The sequence below is a fragment of the Polaromonas sp. 39-63-25 genome (genome assembly GCF_002278925.1).
Classification (GTDB): domain Bacteria; phylum Pseudomonadota; class Gammaproteobacteria; order Burkholderiales; family Burkholderiaceae_C; genus Polaromonas.
Genome location: NZ_NCJH01000007.1, coordinates 163,982 through 182,871 on the forward strand (window position 1 = coordinate 163,982; position 18,890 = coordinate 182,871).

At 60.7% G+C, this 18,890-nt stretch carries 13 protein-coding genes; all 13 read right to left on the minus strand.

Annotation, left to right across the window (positions count from 1 at the left end; genetic code table 11):
- Window positions 1–313: 313 nt before the first annotated feature.
- Complete coding sequence (locus B7X65_RS10570; protein ID WP_293594263.1) at window positions 314–1,792, minus strand: glutamate synthase subunit beta; 1,479 nt, start codon at window positions 1,790–1,792, stop codon at window positions 314–316.
- A 24-nt stretch (window positions 1,793–1,816) separates the two neighbouring features.
- On the minus strand, window positions 1,817–6,613 hold the full coding sequence (locus B7X65_RS10575; protein ID WP_293594264.1) for a glutamate synthase-related protein: 4,797 nt from the start codon (window positions 6,611–6,613) through the stop codon (window positions 1,817–1,819).
- 235 nt (window positions 6,614–6,848) lie between these two features.
- Entirely contained in the window at window positions 6,849–7,547 is a 699-nt protein-coding gene (locus B7X65_RS10580; RefSeq protein WP_293594265.1) for a transposase, read from the minus strand.
- An 89-nt stretch (window positions 7,548–7,636) separates the two neighbouring features.
- Window positions 7,637–8,788 carry an ABC transporter substrate-binding protein gene (locus tag B7X65_RS10585; RefSeq protein ID WP_293594266.1) on the minus strand — a complete coding sequence of 384 codons (1,152 nt, stop codon included), beginning with the start codon at window positions 8,786–8,788 and terminating at the stop codon, window positions 7,637–7,639.
- 254 nt (window positions 8,789–9,042) lie between these two features.
- The gene (locus B7X65_RS10590) at window positions 9,043–10,260 is read right to left on the minus strand and encodes a CynX/NimT family MFS transporter (protein ID WP_293594267.1); all 1,218 of its coding nucleotides are present in this window, start codon (window positions 10,258–10,260) and stop codon (window positions 9,043–9,045) included.
- On the minus strand, window positions 10,257–11,471 hold the full coding sequence (locus B7X65_RS10595) for a deoxyguanosinetriphosphate triphosphohydrolase (RefSeq protein ID WP_293594268.1): 1,215 nt from the start codon (window positions 11,469–11,471) through the stop codon (window positions 10,257–10,259). The genes B7X65_RS10590 and B7X65_RS10595 overlap by 4 nt, the downstream gene beginning before the upstream one ends.
- Window positions 11,472–11,555: 84 nt before the next feature.
- Window positions 11,556–12,671: a 3-dehydroquinate synthase gene (gene aroB, locus B7X65_RS10600; RefSeq protein WP_293594269.1), complete on the minus strand. Its 1,116-nt coding sequence runs from the start codon at window positions 12,669–12,671 to the stop codon at window positions 11,556–11,558.
- 112 nt (window positions 12,672–12,783) lie between these two features.
- On the minus strand, window positions 12,784–13,326 hold the full coding sequence (locus B7X65_RS10605) for a shikimate kinase (RefSeq protein ID WP_293594270.1): 543 nt from the start codon (window positions 13,324–13,326) through the stop codon (window positions 12,784–12,786).
- A 171-nt stretch (window positions 13,327–13,497) separates the two neighbouring features.
- A complete protein-coding gene (locus B7X65_RS10610; protein ID WP_293594271.1) occupies window positions 13,498–15,645 on the minus strand; it encodes a type IV pilus secretin PilQ in 2,148 nt (715 codons plus the stop codon).
- Window positions 15,642–16,172 carry a pilus assembly protein PilP gene (locus B7X65_RS10615; RefSeq protein WP_293594272.1) on the minus strand — a complete coding sequence of 177 codons (531 nt, stop codon included), beginning with the start codon at window positions 16,170–16,172 and terminating at the stop codon, window positions 15,642–15,644. The genes B7X65_RS10610 and B7X65_RS10615 overlap by 4 nt, the downstream gene beginning before the upstream one ends.
- Before the next feature lie 26 nt (window positions 16,173–16,198).
- On the minus strand, window positions 16,199–16,873 hold the full coding sequence (locus B7X65_RS10620; protein WP_293594273.1) for a type 4a pilus biogenesis protein PilO: 675 nt from the start codon (window positions 16,871–16,873) through the stop codon (window positions 16,199–16,201).
- Between the two features lie 27 nt (window positions 16,874–16,900).
- Entirely contained in the window at window positions 16,901–17,554 is a 654-nt protein-coding gene (locus B7X65_RS10625) for a PilN domain-containing protein (RefSeq protein ID WP_293594274.1), read from the minus strand.
- Window positions 17,551–18,630, minus strand: coding sequence for a pilus assembly protein PilM (locus tag B7X65_RS10630; protein ID WP_293594275.1), 1,080 nt, complete (start codon window positions 18,628–18,630; stop codon window positions 17,551–17,553). Before B7X65_RS10630 ends, B7X65_RS10625 begins: the two co-directional genes overlap by 4 nt.
- Window positions 18,631–18,890 lie beyond the last annotated feature (260 nt).

Sequence of the window (18,890 nt, forward strand, 5' to 3'; positions counted from 1 at the left end):
TCGGAATCGTTCATTTTTCACAGAAATCGCCCCGGAAAGATGCCCGATTCAGGCCGGGCAGCCTAACCTTCATCGCGCGCGCCGACAAAGATGAAGGAAAGACCGGGAAAGACTGCGGTTTTGCGCGACAGGTCGCGGCAAGGCGCGCCTTCGATACCCTTCCGGGTCCGTCATGCCGGCCAGGTGTTGGCACATAAGCCGCCAGCCATCGGAGCCGCGTTTTCCTCAGGTTCGCGCGCCCTTCGCGGCGCGCGGCCAGCACGCCAAGCCTCGACTTCGCACCCTCGCGGGCATCCGCGAGGGGCCGCGACGGTCAGCGCGGCAGGTCGCTGAAGCCCATCAGGAACTCGTCGACCGAGCGCGCCACCTGGCGGCCCTCGCGAATCGCCCAGACCACCAGGCTCTGGCCCCGACGCATATCGCCCGCCGCAAAGACCTTGGGCACATTGGTGGCATAACCACCGGTGAAGTCGGTAGTCGCCTTGGCGTTGCCGCGTGCGTCTTTCTCGACCCCAAAAGCGTCCAGCACCGGTGCCACCGGCGCTACAAAACCCATGGCCAGAAGCACCAGGTCGGCCTTCAGCAACTGCTCGGAGCCCGGTACCTCCTGCATCTTGCCGTCTTTCCACTCAACGCGCACCGTTTTCAGACCGGTGACCTTGCCCTTGTCGCCGATGAATTCCTTGGTGGAAATGGCGAATTCACGCTCGCAGCCTTCTTCATGGCTGGAACTGGTACGCAGCTTGATGGGCCAGTAGGGCCAGGTCATGGGTCGGTTTTCTTCTTCAGGAGGCTGCGGCAGCAGTTCGAACTGCGTGACGCTGGCTGCGCCATGACGATTGCTGGTACCGACACAATCCGAGCCGGTGTCGCCGCCGCCGATCACGATCACGTGTTTGCCATCGGCGCGCAACTGGTCCTTGACCTTGTCGCCGGCGTTGACCTTGTTCTGCTGCGGCAGGAATTCCATCGCGAAATGGATGCCTGCGAGTTCACGGCCTGGCACGGGCAGATCACGCGACTGCTCGGCTCCGCCGGACAGCACGATCGCGTCAAAATCCTTTTGCAGCTGTTCGGGCGTGATGGTTTCCTTGGCCCAATTGGTGACTTTCGAGTCCTTTCCCAGCGCGTCCTTCGCCCGTCCGACCATGACGCCAGTACGAAAGGTCACGCCTTCGGCCTGCATTTGCGCCACACGGCGATCAATATGGGTTTTTTCCATCTTGAAGTCGGGAATGCCGTAACGCAGCAGGCCGCCGATGCGGTCGTTTTTCTCGAACAGGGTCACGTCATGGCCGACCCGCGCCAGCTGCTGCGCCGCAGCCATACCCGCAGGACCCGAACCCACCACGGCCACCTTTTTCCCGGTCCTGTGTGCAGGTGGTTGTGGCTGGACCCAGCCCTCGGCCCAGGCACGGTCGATGATGGCGTGCTCTATGGACTTGATGCCCACCGCGTCGTCGTTCACGTTGAGCGTGCAGGCCGCCTCGCAGGGTGCGGGGCAGATCCGGCCCGTGAACTCCGGAAAGTTGTTGGTGCTGTGCAGGGTGTCAATCGCACTTTTCCAGTTGCCCCGGAACACCATGTCGTTGAAATCAGGAATGATGTTGTTGACGGGGCAGCCGCTGTTGCAAAACGGCGTGCCGCAGTCCATGCAACGCGCGGCCTGCTTGTTGGCCTGCGCATCGTCGAGCCCGATCACAAACTCCTTGTAGTTTTTCAGCCGCTCGGGCACAGGCTTGTAGCCTTCCTCGATGCGCTCGTATTCCATGAAACCGGTGACTTTTCCCATGAGGCTACTCCAGATACTTCTTGTTCAGGCTGAGGCTTTGGCGGCTTTTTCACCGACCGGCTTGGACGCCGCTTTGGCGGGTGCGGCTGTGGCGAGCTTCCTGGCCGCCATTTCGCCGAGTGCCCGCTTGTATTCCAGCGGGAACACCTTGACAAACTTGCCGCGCGCTTCCGCCCAGTTGTCCAGCAACTCGCGGGCACGCTTGCTGCCGGTCCAGCGGTTGTGGTCTTCAAGCAGTTTCTTCAGTTGCGCTTCATCGGTCTTGCCGCCGTGCCACAAGGCATGGTCGGACCCGGCCTCCTGCTGGGCAGCAGGCTGGACTTTTTCCAGCGACACCATGGCCGTGTTGCAGCGTTTGGCAAACTGGCCGTCCTCGTCGTACACGTAAGCCACACCACCGCTCATTCCGGCCGCGAAGTTGCGCCCGGTTTTCCCTAGCACCGCCACGGTACCACCGGTCATGTATTCGCAACCATGATCGCCCGTTCCCTCGACGACCGCCGTGGCGCCCGACAGGCGCACCGCAAAACGTTCACCGGCCACGCCGCTGAAAAAGGCTTCGCCGGTGGTCGCGCCATAGAGCACGGTGTTGCCGACGATGGTGTTCTTGACCGCGTCACCACGGAAATCGATGCTCGGGCGTACGACAATGCGCCCGCCCGACAGGCCCTTGCCGGTGTAGTCATTGGCATCGCCGATCAGGTACATGGTGATGCCTTTGGCCAGGAAAGCGCCGAAAGACTGGCCGCCCGTGCCTTCGAGCTGGATGCGCAAGGTGTCGTCCGGCAGGCCCTCCGGGTGGCGCCGCGTCAGCTCGCCGGACAGCATGGCGCCGACGGTGCGGTTGACGTTGCGGGCCACCTCGATGAACTGGACTTTTTCACCCTTTTCAAGCGCTGCTTTCGATTTCTCGATCAGGCGCACATCCAACGCCTTTTCCAGCGCATGGTCCTGCTCCATGACATGTTTGCGCGGTACATCGGCCGGTACGTTGGGCTGGTAGAACAGGCGGGAGAAGTCCAGCCCGTCGGCCTTCCAGTGCTCGATGCCCTTCTGGGTATCGAGCAGGTCGGCACGGCCAATGAGTTCGTCGAACTTGCGCACACCGAGCTGCGCCATCAATTGGCGAGCCTCTTCCGCCACGAAGAAGAAGTAATTCACGACGTGTTCGGGCTTGCCGCTGAATTTCTGGCGCAGCACCGGGTCCTGCGTGGCGACGCCGACCGGGCAGGTATTGAGATGGCATTTGCGCATCATGATGCAGCCCTCGACCACCAGCGGCGCCGTGGCGAAGCCGAATTCGTCAGCACCGAGCAAGGCACCAATCACAACGTCGCGGCCGGTTTTCATCTGGCCGTCGGCCTGCACGCGGATGCGGCCGCGCAGGCGGTTGAGCACCAGTGTCTGCTGCGTCTCCGCCAGGCCGATCTCCCAAGGAGATCCTGCATGCTTGATGGACGACCATGGCGAGGCGCCGGTGCCGCCGTCATGGCCAGCGATCACCACGTGGTCGGACTTGGCTTTGGCCACGCCCGCGGCGATCGTGCCAACGCCGACTTCGCTGACCAGCTTGACGCTGATGCTGGCGCGCGGGTTGACGTTTTTCAGGTCATGAATCAGTTGTGCCAGATCCTCGATGGAGTAGATGTCGTGGTGCGGCGGAGGCGAGATCAGGCCCACACCCGGCACGGAGTAACGCAGCTGGCCGATGTACTCGCTGACCTTGCCGCCCGGCAGCTGACCCCCCTCACCCGGCTTGGCACCCTGCGCCATCTTGATCTGGATCTGGTCGGCCGACACGAGGTATTCGGCCGTGACGCCGAAACGCCCCGAGGCGACCTGCTTGATGCGCGAACGCAGCGAGTCTCCGTCCTGCAAGGGCAGGTCAACCTCAACCACGCTCTCGCCAATCACGCTCTTGAGTGTCTCGCCCTTTTTGATCGGGATACCCTTGAGCTCCTGACGGTAGCGGTTCGGATCTTCTCCGCCCTCTCCGGTATTGCTCTTGCCGCCGATGCGATTCATGGCCACGGCCAGCGTGGCATGCGCCTCGGTGCTGATGGAGCCCAACGACATCGCGCCGGTGGCGAAACGTTTCACAATTTCCTTGGCCGGCTCGACCTCGTCGATCGGGATGGCTTTCGACGGATCGATCCTGAACTCGAACAGGCCGCGCAGCGTCATGTGGCGGCGGTTCTGGTCGTTGATCAGCTGGGCGTATTCCTTGTAGGTGTTCCAGTTGTTCGAACGTGTTGAATGCTGCAGCTTGGCAATCGCATCTGGCGTCCACATGTGGTCTTCACCGCGCACGCGCCAGGCGTATTCGCCGCCGGCGTCCAGCATGTTGGCCAGCACCGGGTCGTTGCCGAAGGCGGCCTTGTGCATGCGCAGCGCTTCTTCGGCGATCTCGAACACGCCCATGCCTTCGACCTGGCTGGCAGTACCGGTAAAGAACTTGTCGATGGTGGCGCGGTTCAGGCCGATCGCTTCGAACAGCTGGGCACCGCAATAACTCATGTAGGTGGACACGCCCATCTTGGACATGATCTTGGACAGGCCCTTGCCAACCGCTTTGGTGTAGTTGTAGATCGCCTTGTCGGCACTCAGGTCCCCGGGCAAATCCCTGGCGAGTTCGGCCAGCGTTTCCATGGCCAGATACGGGTGCACGGCTTCCGCGCCATAACCGGCGAGCACGGCAAAATGATGGACTTCACGGGCCGAGCCGGTTTCCACCACCAGACCTGCCGTCGTGCGCAAGCCCTCCTTGACCAGGTGCTGGTGAATGGCCGACAGCGCCAGCAAGGCCGGAATTGCGACCTGGGTCGGGCTGATGCCACGGTCGCTGACGATCAGGATGTTCTTGCCGCTCTTGATCGCGTCGACCGCTTCCGCACACAGCGAGGCGAGCTTGGCTTCAACCCCTTCGTGGCCCCAGGCCAGCGGGTAGGTGATGTCCAGCGTATAGCTCTTGAATTTGCCCTGGGTGTGGGTTTCGATGTCGCGCAGCTTGCGCATGTCGGCGACATTGAGGACCGGCTGACCGACCTCCAGCCGCATTGGCGGGTTGACCTGGTTGATATCGAGCAGGTTGGGCTTGGGGCCCACAAAGGACACCAGCGACATCACAATCGCCTCGCGAATCGGGTCGATGGGCGGGTTGGTCACCTGCGCGAACAGCTGCTTGAAGTAGTTGTACAGCGGCTTGTTCTTGTTGGACAGCACGGCCAGCGGGCTGTCATTGCCCATGGAGCCGGTGCCTTCCTCGCCATTGACGGCCATGGGCGACATCAGGAACTTGATGTCTTCCTGGGTGTATCCGAAGGCCTGCTGGCGGTCCAGCAAGGAGTGCGACTCGGTCAAGCCGGAGCTCGACGCCGAGGTCGCGCTCGCTTCGTCGGAACCCATCTTCAGGCCGTCCGTCGGCGCAGGCACCGTCGTCGCCTGCACATCGTCGAGCCGGATGCGCAGGTTTTCAATCCATTGCTTGTAGGGCTTGCTGTGGGCCAGCGTGGCCTTGATCTCCTCATCGTCGATCATGCGGCCCTGTTCCAGGTCGATCAGGAACATCTTGCCGGGCTGCAGACGCCATTTGCGCACGATCTTGTTTTCCGGAATCGGGAGCACGCCCGACTCGGATGCCATGATGACCAGGTCGTCGTCGGTCACGCAATAGCGGGACGGACGCAAGCCATTGCGGTCCAGCGTCGCGCCGATCTGGCGGCCGTCGGTGAACACGATGGACGCCGGACCGTCCCAAGGCTCCAGCATGGCCGCGTGGTACTCATAAAAGGCCTTGCGGCGCTCATCCATCATGGTGTGCTGTTCCCAGGGCTCGGGAATCATCATCATCACGGCCTGGCTGATCGGGTAGCCGGCCATGGTCAGCAGTTCCAGGCAGTTGTCGAAAGTCGCGGTGTCGGACTGGTCGGCAAAGCTGATCGGGTAAAGCTTTTGCAGATCGGCGCCCAGCACCGGCGAGGACATCACGCCTTCGCGCGCCTTCATCCAGTTGTAGTTGCCCTTGACGGTATTGATCTCGCCGTTGTGGGCAACATAACGGTAGGGGTGGGCCAGCGGCCACTCGGGAAAGGTGTTGGTCGAAAACCGCTGGTGCACCAGGCCCAGTGCAGACACGCAACGCGGGTCGGTCAGGTCCAGGTAATAAGTGCCCACCTGGTCGGCCAGCAGCAGGCCCTTGTAGACCACGGTACGGCTGGACATGCTGGGGACGTAATATTCCTTGCTGTGGGTGAGCTTCAGGCGCTGGATCGCGGCACTGGCGGTTTTGCGGATCACGTAGAGCTTGCGCTCCAGTGCGTCCTGCACGATCACATCATTGCCGCGGCCAATAAAAATCTGGCGCAGGATGGGTTCTTTCTCGCGCACCGTCGGCGACATCGGCATCTCCCGATTGACCGGTACATCACGCCAGCCCAGCAGCACCTGGCCCTCCATGCGCACGGCACGCTCAAGCGCCTGTTCACAGGCCAGCCGCGAGGCATGTTCTTTGGGCAGAAACACCATGCCCACGCCATATTCACCCGGAGGCGGGAGATTGAAGCCCTGCCTGGCCATCTCTTCACGGTAAAGCGCGTCGGGCAACTGGATCAGGATGCCGGCGCCGTCACCCATCAGTTTGTCCGCCCCCACCGCGCCCCGATGATCCAGATTCTCGAGAATCTTCAGACCCTGCTGCACGATGGCATGGCTTTTGTGACCCTTGATGTGCGCAACAAAGCCAACGCCGCAGGCGTCATGCTCGTTGGCCGGGCTATAAAGACCGTTTTGTTCAAAATGCGTGATTTCAGCAGCCGTGGTCATGGCTTACTCCTGGGTCGGTAAGGGAGAACAGCGCCGGAGTGCACATTGCACACCAGCCTGTCTGCCAAGTTTCGTAATAAATCGGAAGGACTGACAGCATAGTGCAGTGCAACAACAATGCCAAGCAGAAAAATTGGGGTCAGATTCTAATTAAAACGAACAGGCAATCTCATTGCATTAATTGGGGACAGATTAAACTGCAAATTAGCGTGGCAGCCCCAATTTGGAAAACCGCTCACGGGCCGTCTGGTTTTCGCGCCGGGCGTCCCACCCGCGTTTTGACGACCCGGCGTTCTGTTATTTTTTGCAGGTCCGTCAGAAAATCAGCATTCCCCAGAGCCCAGCCACTCAGGGCCGATTCCGTCAGTGCTGCCTGCTGACTGGCGGACACACCGCCACGCACCATGTCGGCGTAGGCCGCTTCGCGCGCAAAAGGTGTGTTCCCCAAAGTCCAGAACAGGGGGTGTGGTGTTACCAGCCGGTCGCTGCGCAATCCGACGTAGTGGCCGTGGCTGGACCAGGGGTAATCGCGTGCCTCGGCGACCAGCCCTGCCCGCACCGGATTGAGATCGATATAGGCCATGCAGGCCAGCAGATAGGTTTCGGTCTGGATCGGCGTGGAACGGTAGCGACCCTCCCACAGGGTGCCCGATCGCCCCTGCCTGTCGTTGAAATAGCGCACATACCGCCTGCCCACGGCCTGCATCATGCTTGGCAGGGAATCGGCGGCCTCCGGCGTAACCAGCAAATGAACGTGGTTGCTCATCAACACATAAGCATGCACGGCGACGCCTGATTTTCTGGCGTGTTCCTCAATCAGATCCAGCAAGGTCTGGTAATCGGCGGGGCACGAAAAAATAGCCTGCCGGTTGTTGCCGCGCAGGATGACGTGGTGCGGGTAGCCGGGAAGGCTCAGACGGGGAAGGCGGGCCATGACAATGTACGCTGTGGTTCAGCGCCATCATAGGGGAACCCTCCTCCCCTCTCCCTTTTATGCACTTGCGGATGCGGTGCGCTTTACGCCTAGCGGACCACCTTGCCGTCCGGGGTGATGGTCACCAGATCCACCAGACGGACCGATTCGTATTTTTTGGCACGCAGATTGACGCGAAAGCCGCCCACGTCATAGTCGGTCATGGATTCAAAGGCTTTCTGGAGCCCGGCGCGATCTGCTTTTCCACCGCCAGCGGCGCTGCGCCGCACGCCCTCCGCAAAGGTACGTGCGGCGATATACCCTTCAACACTTTCGTAACTGGGCGTCTGGTCGGTCACGTTCAGCACGTCCAGGTACTCCTTGATGATGGGGGTTCCCGCGCTACGCGGCGAAGGCACGACTTGCGAGATGACCACGCCGCCGATTTCCTTGCCCAGCGCCGTGAACAGCGGATCAATCCCGACCACCGAGAAGTTCAGGAACTGACCGGCGAAGCCGGTTTTGCGCATGGCGCGGATAAAGGCCGCCGAGGTGTTGAACAGGCTGACCTGAATGATGGCCTGGGGCTGGGCCTTGGCCAGCAAGGCCACTGCCGCTTCGACCTTGTCGCTGTTGACCGGCGCGAAGGCGCTCGCCACAAGAGGCGGACGCTTCAGATCAACCAGCGCCTGGTTCACCGCTGCCAGCCCGGCACGGCCCATGGCGTCGTCTTCTGCAAAAACAGCGATGCGGTCCTGGCTCAGGGTAGCGCAATGGCGCACCATTTTGTAAGCCTCGTCAGCCAGGGCCGGACGGATATGAAATGCATTGCTCAGCGCGGCTTCGCGCAGGCCATCCGATGCGGCGAACGGGGCAAAAAACAGCGTGTTGGCCGGCTTGGCGACGGCAAAAGCAGCATCACAACTGGCCGTTCCCACAAAACCGAACAGTGCATCCACGCCTTCGTCAATCAACTGTCTGGCGTTGGCCGCCGCCTTGGCCGGGTTGTAGCCATCATCCAGCGTCTTGACTTCGATCCTGTAGCCCGCCGCACCGTTTTTGGCGTTGATCGCATCAAAGTAGAGCTTCGCACCATTGAGGTAGGCCAGTCCGATCTGATCGGCCGCACCCGTCAAAGGAACCGATTGGCCAATGACCAGTTTGCGGCCACCCTTGCCCGTCTGTGAATGCGCCAGCGGGGTAAGCGTCGCCACGCCAGCTGCCAGGCCGCCCATCACGAGCGCACGTCGATTGATTCTCATGCAATACCTTTTGAAATGTCATCTCGTTAAGCACGATGGATGCCTGAACGCGGGCAAACAGTCCAGGCGCGCTCTTCGTAACAAATTAAACAAGTCCTGCAGAGTAGTCGTTCGGGACGAAAAAAGGCGGTGTGGAAAATGCCAACACGTCATAAGGCTATGCAAGGGCGAGTCTCCGTCCATGGGTAAACCCGACAAGGCCATGGCATGGCCACTTTCGCACTGCCGACCCGGGAGTCGATGTCGGTGCGAACCTAGGGCTCGCGCTCCAGCAGGCCGTGAATCTGCCAGGCCAGCCCCATGCCAGCCAGCGCGCAGGCACCGGTCACCGTCCAGGTCAGCTGCCAATGTCCCACCAGACCAGCCACCCACGCCACCAGCGGCGGTCCGCAGAACTGGCCAAAGGCCGACCATTGCTGCATCCAGCCCACGGTGGTGGGCACGGTGGCCGTGCTCGGTGCCAGACGAACCGCAAGGCTGAACAGCGTCCCCGGGATCAAGCCTCCCACCATTGAAAAAGCCAGCACCGCCAGATACCGTAGCCAAGGGCTGGCATCCACCCCAAAGGCCAACAAGGCACCTCCGCCCATGGCGGCAAACCCTGCAACAAGCAAGGCCAGCGGAGGGACACGCATGTGCAGCAAGCGGCCAGCCCCCAAGTTGCCGATGATGTTGACGGCCGCCGCCAGTGCGGTGAGCCAGGCAGCGACGCCGGGGGGCAATCCGGCCTGGGCGTAAATCGACGGCAAAAATCCGACAACAGCCAGCCACTGACCCGAATACATGGAAAAGCACAGGGCCACCAGCCAGACCCCGCGTGAGCGCAGCGTCAGGCGCAGAAGGCCACGGCTACCGGAAAAAAGCGACGTCCCAGGGGATGAGGCTCGCGATGACTTCTCTTCCAGAGACTGGTCAGCAGGGACGCTGCGATACAACAGGATGGCGAGCAAAACGGACAAGGCGGACAGGAGCCACCATAAAATTCGCCATCCCCAGGCGACATCGGCCTGCGCCATCACCCACGGCCCCACGAGCATGGCCAGTGCTGCGCCCAGCGGCATGTAGGCCCCCCACGCACCCAACGCACGACTCAAACGCCCGGAGGGCACCAGCGCACGCAGCAACCCCGGCGCGGGCAAAACCACACACAGAAACCCCAGCCCTTCAAAGACGCGGCTTGCAAGCAGCCAGGCCGTACCCTGCGCCGCGCCGCCCAGGGCGCTGGCCACGCTGAGCACCAGCAAGCCGGCGAGCATGCTGCGCCGCGGACCGTAGCGCTGAATCAGCAACCCGGCCGGCAAACCCAGTGTCATTCCGGCGAGCTGAAACAGCGCCAACAAAAAACCCGCCTGCACCAGGGACACGCCTAGCACCTGCTGCAGCGCTGGCAACGCCGGCGGCAGTTTGCCCACATGCAGAGCCGCCACCACGCCGGCGGCGATCACCAGGCTGGCGGGATGAACGGCTTTCAAACAGGAAACACCACGCGGCCGTTCAGGCGCTCGTGTTCCTTGGTGGCAAACCGGTCTGTCATGCCGGCGATGTAGTCGGCCACCACACGCTCGGGTTTGGCTTGGCGCTCTGTGCCGCTGACGGGCCTGCTGCCCAGTTGATCGAAGCGGTCGCTGTGCGCCTGCGGCATCTGCGCCGGATCGGCCATGTAAGCGGCAAACAGGTCGCGCACCACCTGCTGGGCCGTCTGTGTGGTCTCGACCACCTGTGGATGGCGGTATAAATTTTGCAGCAGGAAACGCTTGAGGGACGAGGACTTCAGGGCCATTTCATCACTGAAGCAGACCAGCGGCGGATGCCGGCGCACGGCCTGCACATCGGCCGGCATCGCAGCCCGCAAGGCAGCGCCGGTGGCGTCCATCACGTCGTACACTTGGGCACTGAGCATGCGGCGTATGGTTTCAAACAACAATCGCCGCCCCTGCAAACCGGGGTGCCTGGCGAGCGTTTCCCGGTGGTACGTCTCAAACAACTCGACCTCCTTGAGCTGCGCCAGGCTCAGCAGGCCAGAGCGCACGCCGTCGTCAATGTCATGGGCGTTGTAGGCGATCTCATCGGCGAGATTGGCAAGCTGGGCCTCGAGGCTGGGCTGCTGCGCGTGCGGGCCGTCGCCGGAGGGGGCCAGGAAACGCTGCGCCACGCCACCAGGTTCACGCCCTTCGATCCGCCGGGCGTTGCGGCGGGAGCAATGCTTGAGAATGCCCTCGCGGGTTTCAAAGGACAGGTTCAGGCCGTCGTAGTCCGGGTAACGCTCCTCGAGCGTGTCCACCACACGCAGGCTTTGCAGGTTGTGCTCGAAGCCGGCGCTGTCAGGGTTGTGGCTTTTCAGGCAGATGTTGAGCGCATCCTGACCGGCGTGGCCAAACGGCGTGTGGCCGAGATCGTGTGCCAGCGCGATGGCTTCGACAAGGTCTTCGTTCAACTGCAGCGTGCGGGCGATGGAACGGCCAAGCTGTGCGACTTCGAGCGAATGTGTCAGGCGGGTGCGGAACAAATCGCCTTCATGGTTCAAAAACACCTGGGTCTTGTAAACCAGGCGGCGAAATGCTGTGGAATGCACAATCCGGTCGCGGTCGCGCTGAAAGGCCGAACGGGTCGGCGCAGCGGGCTCGGGATAGCGACGGCCGCGCGACCGGACCGGGTCGCAGGCGTAGGGAGCCAGTACAGTCATCAATCAAGCATCCAATCGGGCTTCCGCCCTTTCAATACGTGCGCAAATAGCTATTATTTTGATAGCAATCCATCGCAGGAGCATTCATTCGCAGCATGCGTCGATCACCTCGCGCACCAGTGCATCCGGCGCACTGCGCACCGTTGCATGGCCAGGAGCGTTGATCACGACAAATCTGATTTCGCCAGCTTCCGCCTTTTTATCCACACGCATCAGTTCGAGGTAGCGCCCCGCGTTGTCGGTGGCAGACAGCCTGGGGCCGACAACCGGCAGCCCGGCGCGCTGGACGAGCGCACGCAGGCGGTCGACAAACGCCACGTCGACGAGGCCCAGCCTTTGGGACAGCCGCGCAGCCATCACCATGCCGCAACCCACGCCTTCGCCATGCAGCCATTGACCGTAACCCAGTCCCGACTCGATCGCATGTCCGAAGGTATGCCCGTAATTCAGAATGGCGCGCAGCCCGGCTTCACGTTCATCCTGACCCACCACCGCGGCCTTGATCTCGCAGCTGCGCCGGACGGCGTGTGCCAGCGCCGCCGGTTCGCGCGCGAGCAGGTCCCCGATGTTCGCCTCGATCCAGTCCAGAAAAGCCATGTCGGCAATCGGTCCGTACTTGATGATCTCCGCAAGCCCGGCGCTCAACTCGCGCGGGGGCAAGGTCTGGAGCACGTCCAGGTCGCAGATCACGCGCTCCGGCTGGTAAAACGCGCCCACCATGTTTTTGCCCAGCGGGTGATTGATGGCCGTTTTCCCACCAACCGAAGAATCCACCTGCGCCAGCAAGGTGGTGGGTACCTGCACAAACGGCACACCGCGCATATAGCAAGCTGCCGCAAATCCCGTCATGTCACCCACCACGCCACCGCCCAGCGCAAAAAGCACGGTCTTGCGATCACAGCCGTTGGCCAGCAGGGCGTCGAAAATCAGTTGCAGGGTGGGCCAGTCCTTGTGTGCCTCCCCGTCGGGAAGAATCACCTGCAACACCTTTTTGTAATGCCCCTGCAGTGCCAGCTGCAGGGACTGGGCATAAAGAGGGGCCACCGTGTCATTCGACACAATCAGTGCGGTGCTTGCACTCGGCAGACTCAGGTAAGTACCAGGATCACCCAGCAGGCCGGCACCAATGGTGATGGGGTAGCTGCGCTCGCCCAGGTCAATGAAAACCTGCTGCGTTGTCAGGAGGGAATTTGAAGCCATGACACAAGTGTAGAGGCTCTGCCGGTCCGTACGGCGCTCTGCGGCCCGCATCACGGCGCTTCGCCGTCATACCGTGCTGCACATCAGCCTGGCGTCTGCGGCAGATGGGGCGTCAGGCGCCAGGCGCAGGAAGAACACCCGCCAGCTCAAGCTGCATCATCACCATGTTGACCAGTGCAGCCACCGAAGGCCGCCCGGTTTCCACCACAAATCGGGCGCTTTCGCGGTACAGCGGGTCGCGCAGCGCATACAGCTCGCGCAAGCGCGCCAGCGGGTCAGGCACCTGCAACAGCGGGCGATTCCGGTCGTGCCGCAAGCGGCGAAAGACCTCTTCGGGTGCCGAATGCAGATACACCGCCTGGGTGCGCTGCTTCAAATGCTGGCGATTGGCCGGCCGCAACACCGCCCCGCCACCCGTCGATAGAACGCAGGGCTGGCCCAGCGTCAATTCATCGATGACGCTTTGTTCAAGGTCACGAAAGGACTCCTCGCCCTCACGCTCAAAAAACTCGCGGATGGACAAACCGACGCGCTGCTCAATGACCTGGTCGGTGTCGATGAAAGGTCGGCCGAGACGTCGGGCCAGTTGGCGCCCGATGGTGGACTTGCCGGATCCGGGAAGACCGATCAGCGCCACGTGGGCATGCTCGCTCAACAGATGCCCCCGTCAGGATGAATCACGGCAACAAAAAAAGAACGTGTCGTTGAACATATCTCGGCCTGAACAGGACATGCAGACACCGTATCCCTCGGAGAACAGCCAGCCCGGCAAGGCGAGCCGGGAGGCCATCCCGGCTTCGCGTCGCGTCGCGTCGCGTAGTCAATGCTAGCGCAGGGCCGCGCCGTTGGAAATCATTTTGGGCGAGATGAAGACCAGCAATTCGGACTTGTTGGCCGTACGTGTCCTGGTTTTAAACAGGTTGCCCACTGCAGGCAGATCGCCCAGCAAGGGAACCTTGGTTACGTCCTCACGCTCGTTCTGTTCAAAAATGCCGCCGATCACCACTGTGCCGCCGTTTTCAACCAACACCTGGGTCTGAATGTGTTTGGTATCGATCGCAAAGCCGTTGCTCGTCGACCGGCCCACACTGTCCTTGTTCACGTCAACATTCAGGATGATGTTTCCTTCAGGCGTGATTTGCGGGGTCACTTCCAGCTTCAGGTTGGCCTTGCGGAAGGCGATGGAGGTCGCGCCACTGGAAGTCGCTTGCTGGTACGGCAACTCCGTGCCTTGCTCGATCAGGGCCTTGACCTGGTCGGCCGTCACGATACGCGGGCTCGACACAATCTTGCCTTTGCCATCGGCTTCCATGGCTGAAATTTCAAGATTGAGCAGTCGAGTGGCGCCTGACGAAAAGAGGGAAACTGCAAAAGTGGCAGCATTGAATCCGTTTTGGCCCACGCCAGGAAGGTTCAGAAAGTCGCCTGTAGTAGTTCCGTAGTTCACGCCCTGAACGGGAGCTCCGGGTGTGGTACCTGGATTGATGTAAGTCGGACCGAATGATGCATTACTTGCACCGTTGAGCGTAAACGGCCGACCACCTAGTCGAACACCCAATGATTTCCCGAAAGTATCCGAGGCCTCCACAATGCGTGCCTCAATCAGGACCTGCCGCACGGGAATGTCTATTTTTGCAATGAAGCTCTGCACTTGTTCCAGCTTGGAGGGAATGTCGGTCACGAACAGCTGATTCGTTCTGGCCTCTGCAATTGCACTGCCACGATTGGACAGGATGCGGGCACTGGTTGGGCCGGTGCCACCCGCCGTGATTTGGGCACCGATATCCGCTGCTTTTGCATAGTTGATCTGGAAGGACTGCGTGCGTACCGACTCCAGGGTCTGGATCGCGTTGCGCGACTCCAGATCGAGCTTGTCTTTTGCGGCCAGTTCGTCCTTGGGTGCAATCAGCAACACATTGCCTGTTTTCCGCATTCCCAGACCTTTGGCCTGCAAAATGATGTCCAGAGCCTGATCCCATGGCACATCCTTGAGGCGCAGGGTCACGGCACCTGACACGCTGTCGGATGTGACGATATTGAAATTGGTGAAATCGGCAATGACCTGCAACAGGGACCGCGTCTCGATATTCTGGAAGTTCAGGGACAGTTTTTCACCCGTGTAGCCGGGCCCCTGCGACAGCTTGGATTCGTCCACTTTTTGCTGACGGACTTCCAGCACAAACTGGTTGTCGCTCTGGTAAGCACTGTGTTCCCATGAGCCTTTGGGTTCGACCACCATGCGGACCTTGTCCCCCAGCTGGGAAGTGGTCACGCTTTGAACCGGCGTGCCGAAGTCGGACACATCCAGCCGGCGACGCAAGCCCTCGGGCAAGGCGGTTTTCAGGAATTCCACCACCAGGGTCTGCCCCTGCTGGCGGATGTCGACGCCCACCTGGTTATTGGCAAGATCGACCACAATCCGGCCCGAAGCGTCCGTCCCCCGCCGGAAATCGATGTCTTTCAGCGGCAAGGTGTCGCGGTTGCGGTTTTCGGCAAACACAGGTGCAACGACGGGTGAGGGCGTCGCAACGGCCACCGGGTCCAGCGTGATCAGCAAGGATTTCCCCTGAATCTGCGCCGTGTAGGCCGTCGACGCCTTCAGATTGAGGACAACGCGCGTTCTTTCGCCCGCCTGGACCACGTTGGCAGAGCGCAGATTGCCCAGGTTCAATTCAAGGGCCGAGCGGCCCATGGAATTGCTGACGCCAGGAAAATCGAGCGCAATCCGCGCGGGCGTTTGAATCGTAAAGCCAGTGGGAACTGCGGTCAGCGCTTCTTTCAGGTCGATACGAATGACTTCCGAGCCACCCTGGACGGAACCCGACACCGCCTCGATGGCATTGGGCGTCTGGGCCCATGCTTGCGTTGCCAGCGCGAGCGTCACCCAAGCCGTACCGATGGCCAGGCCAGCCGATATCCGCGACCATGCACCCCGCGTCGGGACGGCCTGCGTCGTCCATGCATTTTTGTTCATTTTGACCCCTCTTGAAGCTGTAAAGTCGCTGTCCGCTCTAACCATTCGCCTGCAGCGTCCTGCACAATTTCCCGCAGGGCGACCTCAGTCTCAGAAATTTTCGTGATGCGCCCGTAGTTCTGGCCCAAGTAGTTGCCCACCCGCACCTGGTACAGCAGGTTGTCCACCCGCACCAGCGCCACCGGCTGCCCTTGCTTGGTCAGGCTACCCACCATCGCGACCGCATCGAGCGGCATCGCTTCCAGCGGCTCCTTGCGTCGACTCAACTCAGGCGCAATCAGGGCTGCATTGGCAGTTGCCCGGTTGGAGTCTCGGTTCAGCGCCTGCGTCAATTTCTGGGGGCTGAAAGGCTCGACAGCACCCTCCTGGGTATAAGCCTGCGGCGAAAACCTGGTGGGCTCAGGCAAGGGGTCGATCCTGGGCCTCGTCAGATTGCGTTGCTCGGTCATCCACTGCTGCAATTCCTCTTGCTCGGAAGAACTGCAGGCCGTCAGATTCATGCAAACCACCGCCGTGGACACCAGCATGAGCGTCTTTTGGATAGTTGTTCGCATCATTTCTTGGGGCCTTTCGCTGGCGCCGCTTTACGCTGCAAGGCAACTTCTTCAGGATCGAGATAGCGGAATGTCTTGGCGGTCGTGTCCATGCTCATCATTCCGTCCTTGACCGGAGCAATCGTCATGTTGTTGAGCGTCACAATGCGGGACAGATTGGCAATATCGGCTGCAAAAGCCCCGATGTCGTGATAACGCCCAGACACCTTGATCGCAATGGGCAGCTCCGCGTAATACTCCCTGACGCTGACCTGTCCGGGCCGAAACAGCTCAAACTGCAGACTCCGGCCCAAGCCAGCCTGGTTGATGTCTGACAGCAAGGCATCCATTTCGGCCTTGCTAGGCAGTTGTTTCTCCAATTGGGTCACGTATTGCTGGACCTGCTCACGCTGCTTTTTCAGGGCTTCCAGGTTGACCGCCTGCGCCAGCTTCTTCTTGAAATCTTCCCGCAACTGTACTTCCTTGGCCTGTTCTGCCTTGAGTTCCTCGTCAGAATCGCTGAGCCATACAAACCACAGCGCAACCACAACGGCGGCGGTCACAAACACATACAGGAGAAAACGAGGAAACGCCGGCCAGGAAGAAGGGTCATTCGGGTTGAGACCGACAAATTGCGCCTTCAGACCGTCCTGAAGCGCAGAAAAATTAACATTGAATTTCGGTGTACGTGCCATAGTCAGTGCCTGTTCGGGGCTGGTTCGTCAGCTCTTGGCCGCAGGAGTGCCTGGCTGGGCGGGCTTGCCCACGGCGGCGCCGGAAGACCCCGCCGCTGATGCTGCCGCTTTCTGCACATCCGTGGCCCGCCTGAGTCCCACGCGCATCGAAAAATTCGCAACACGCCGCTGGTCGCGTGCGCCCAGCGTGATTGTTCTGCCTGTGATTTCAATCAGTTCGGGCCGGGTCAACCAGGGACTGTTGTTGCCCAGATTGCGCAGCAATTCGGAGACCCGCTCGTTGGACTGGGCCACGCCAGTCAACAACACCACCTGGTTGTCCTGTTTCATGCTGGTGATGTAAACACCGTCCGGCAGTTGCCTGACCAGCTCATCGAGCAGATAGACCGGCAGATTCCGGTTGCCCTGCAGGTCTTCCACCGCCATTTGCCGGGCACGCAAAGCAGCGATTTCCTGCTGCAGGCCTGCAATTTCCTTGATCTGGTTTTCAAGACGGGTGATTTCGGTTTTCAGAAATAAATTCTTGCCCTGCTGCCCCGAAATTTGGGCCTGGTACCAGGAATAGACCGCTCCGCAGAGCAGACCGCCAATAAGGGCAGCAATGCCCAAGGCGACGAAAAAAGCCTCACGGCGGCGTTTGCGCGCCGCTTCGCGATGAGGAAGCAGATTGACCAGAATCACTGGAAAAACCTCCGCAACGCCAGCCCGCAAGCGGTCAGGTAAGACGCGGCTTCACGCTTCATCTTGTTCTCCCTTACATTGCTGCCCAGAACCATGCCCTCAAAGGGATTGGCAACCATGCAGGCAAATGAAGTCTGCTGGGTCACTGCCTCGGTCAACCCCGGCAATGCGGACGAACCGCCCGCCAGCATCACGTAATCCACCTTGTTGTGCGGTGTACTGGTAAAAAAGAACTGGAGCGCACGGCCAATTTCCTGAGCCATGCTGTCGACAAAGGGTTTAAGCACGCTGGCATCGTAGTCATCCGGCAGGTCGCCGCTACGTTTTTTTCCCTCCGCCTCTTCCGGAGAAAAGCCATACTGGCGAACGATCAGCTGGGTCAGCTGCGCCCCGCCAAAAGCCTGATCGCGCTCATACAGCACTTCGTCGTTCTTGATGACCTGCATGCTGGTGGTGAGGGCGCCGACTTCGAACAGGGCCACCATGGTGTCCAAGCCCTTGTTCGGCAGGCTTTCAATCAATCGGGCCGTCGCCAACCGTGAAGCATAGGACTCCACATCCACCACCACCGGTTTGAGACCTGCCGCCTCGGCCAGCCCCTGCCGGTCATTGACTTTTTCCTTGCGGGATGCGGCGATCAGCACTTCCACGTCACCCGCCGAGCTGGCGCTGGGACCTATGACACAAAAATCAAGGCTGACCTCATCCAGTGAAAAGGGGATGTATTGATTGGCCTCGGCCTCTACCTGGATCTCCAGCTCCTGCTCGCTCATTCCGCCGGGCAGGATGATTTTCTTGGTGATCACCGCCGACGCGGGCAGGGCCATGACCACATTTTTGGTACGTGTTCCGCTCTTTTTGACCAGTCGGCGCACGGCCTCGGCAACTTCGTCAAATTTCTCGACGTTGCCGTCGGTGATCCAGCCCCGTTCCAGGGGCTCAATGGCACACCGGTCAAGCACCAGGTTGCCGGCCTTGTCCTGGCTGAGCTCTACCAGCTTGACGCTGGACGAACTGATGTCCAAGCCCAGCACGGCTGGCGATTGACGGTTTAATAAAGACCCCAGAGAGATCAAGACGGTCCCCAGATGACGGCTAATATGTAGCCCTACAAACTTAAGAAATCACTTGAATGCTATCAGTAAGGTCCTTGTACAACAAAGGATTTTTCGGTTTTAGCTTACTATCACCGTTGTCAAAAGTAGACGCTTCCCATGGCTTGACCGGGCTGATGCCAGCGCGGCGACAAGACCACAATTGCAAAATGTGAAATCCCTGACAACCTGCAAAGTCTTCCAGCATCGTGGATTTTTACAATGCTGGCGCGAACTTACGT

Coding starts and splice junctions, on each gene's coding strand:
- B7X65_RS10615 (WP_293594272.1), bottom strand. CDS start 16,172: ATGCTGGTGTCCACGGCGGTGGTTTGCATGAATCTGACGGCCTGCAGT.
- B7X65_RS10575 (WP_293594264.1), bottom strand. CDS start 6,613: ATGACCACGGCTGCTGAAATCACGCATTTTGAACAAAACGGTCTTTAT.
- B7X65_RS10595 (WP_293594268.1), bottom strand. CDS start 11,471: ATGACTGTACTGGCTCCCTACGCCTGCGACCCGGTCCGGTCGCGCGGC.
- B7X65_RS10580 (WP_293594265.1), bottom strand. CDS start 7,547: ATGGCCCGCCTTCCCCGTCTGAGCCTTCCCGGCTACCCGCACCACGTC.
- B7X65_RS10570 (WP_293594263.1), bottom strand. CDS start 1,792: ATGGGAAAAGTCACCGGTTTCATGGAATACGAGCGCATCGAGGAAGGC.
- B7X65_RS10610 (WP_293594271.1), bottom strand. CDS start 15,645: ATGAACAAAAATGCATGGACGACGCAGGCCGTCCCGACGCGGGGTGCA.
- B7X65_RS10620 (WP_293594273.1), bottom strand. CDS start 16,873: ATGGCACGTACACCGAAATTCAATGTTAATTTTTCTGCGCTTCAGGAC.
- aroB (WP_293594269.1), bottom strand. CDS start 12,671: ATGGCTTCAAATTCCCTCCTGACAACGCAGCAGGTTTTCATTGACCTG.
- B7X65_RS10585 (WP_293594266.1), bottom strand. CDS start 8,788: ATGAGAATCAATCGACGTGCGCTCGTGATGGGCGGCCTGGCAGCTGGC.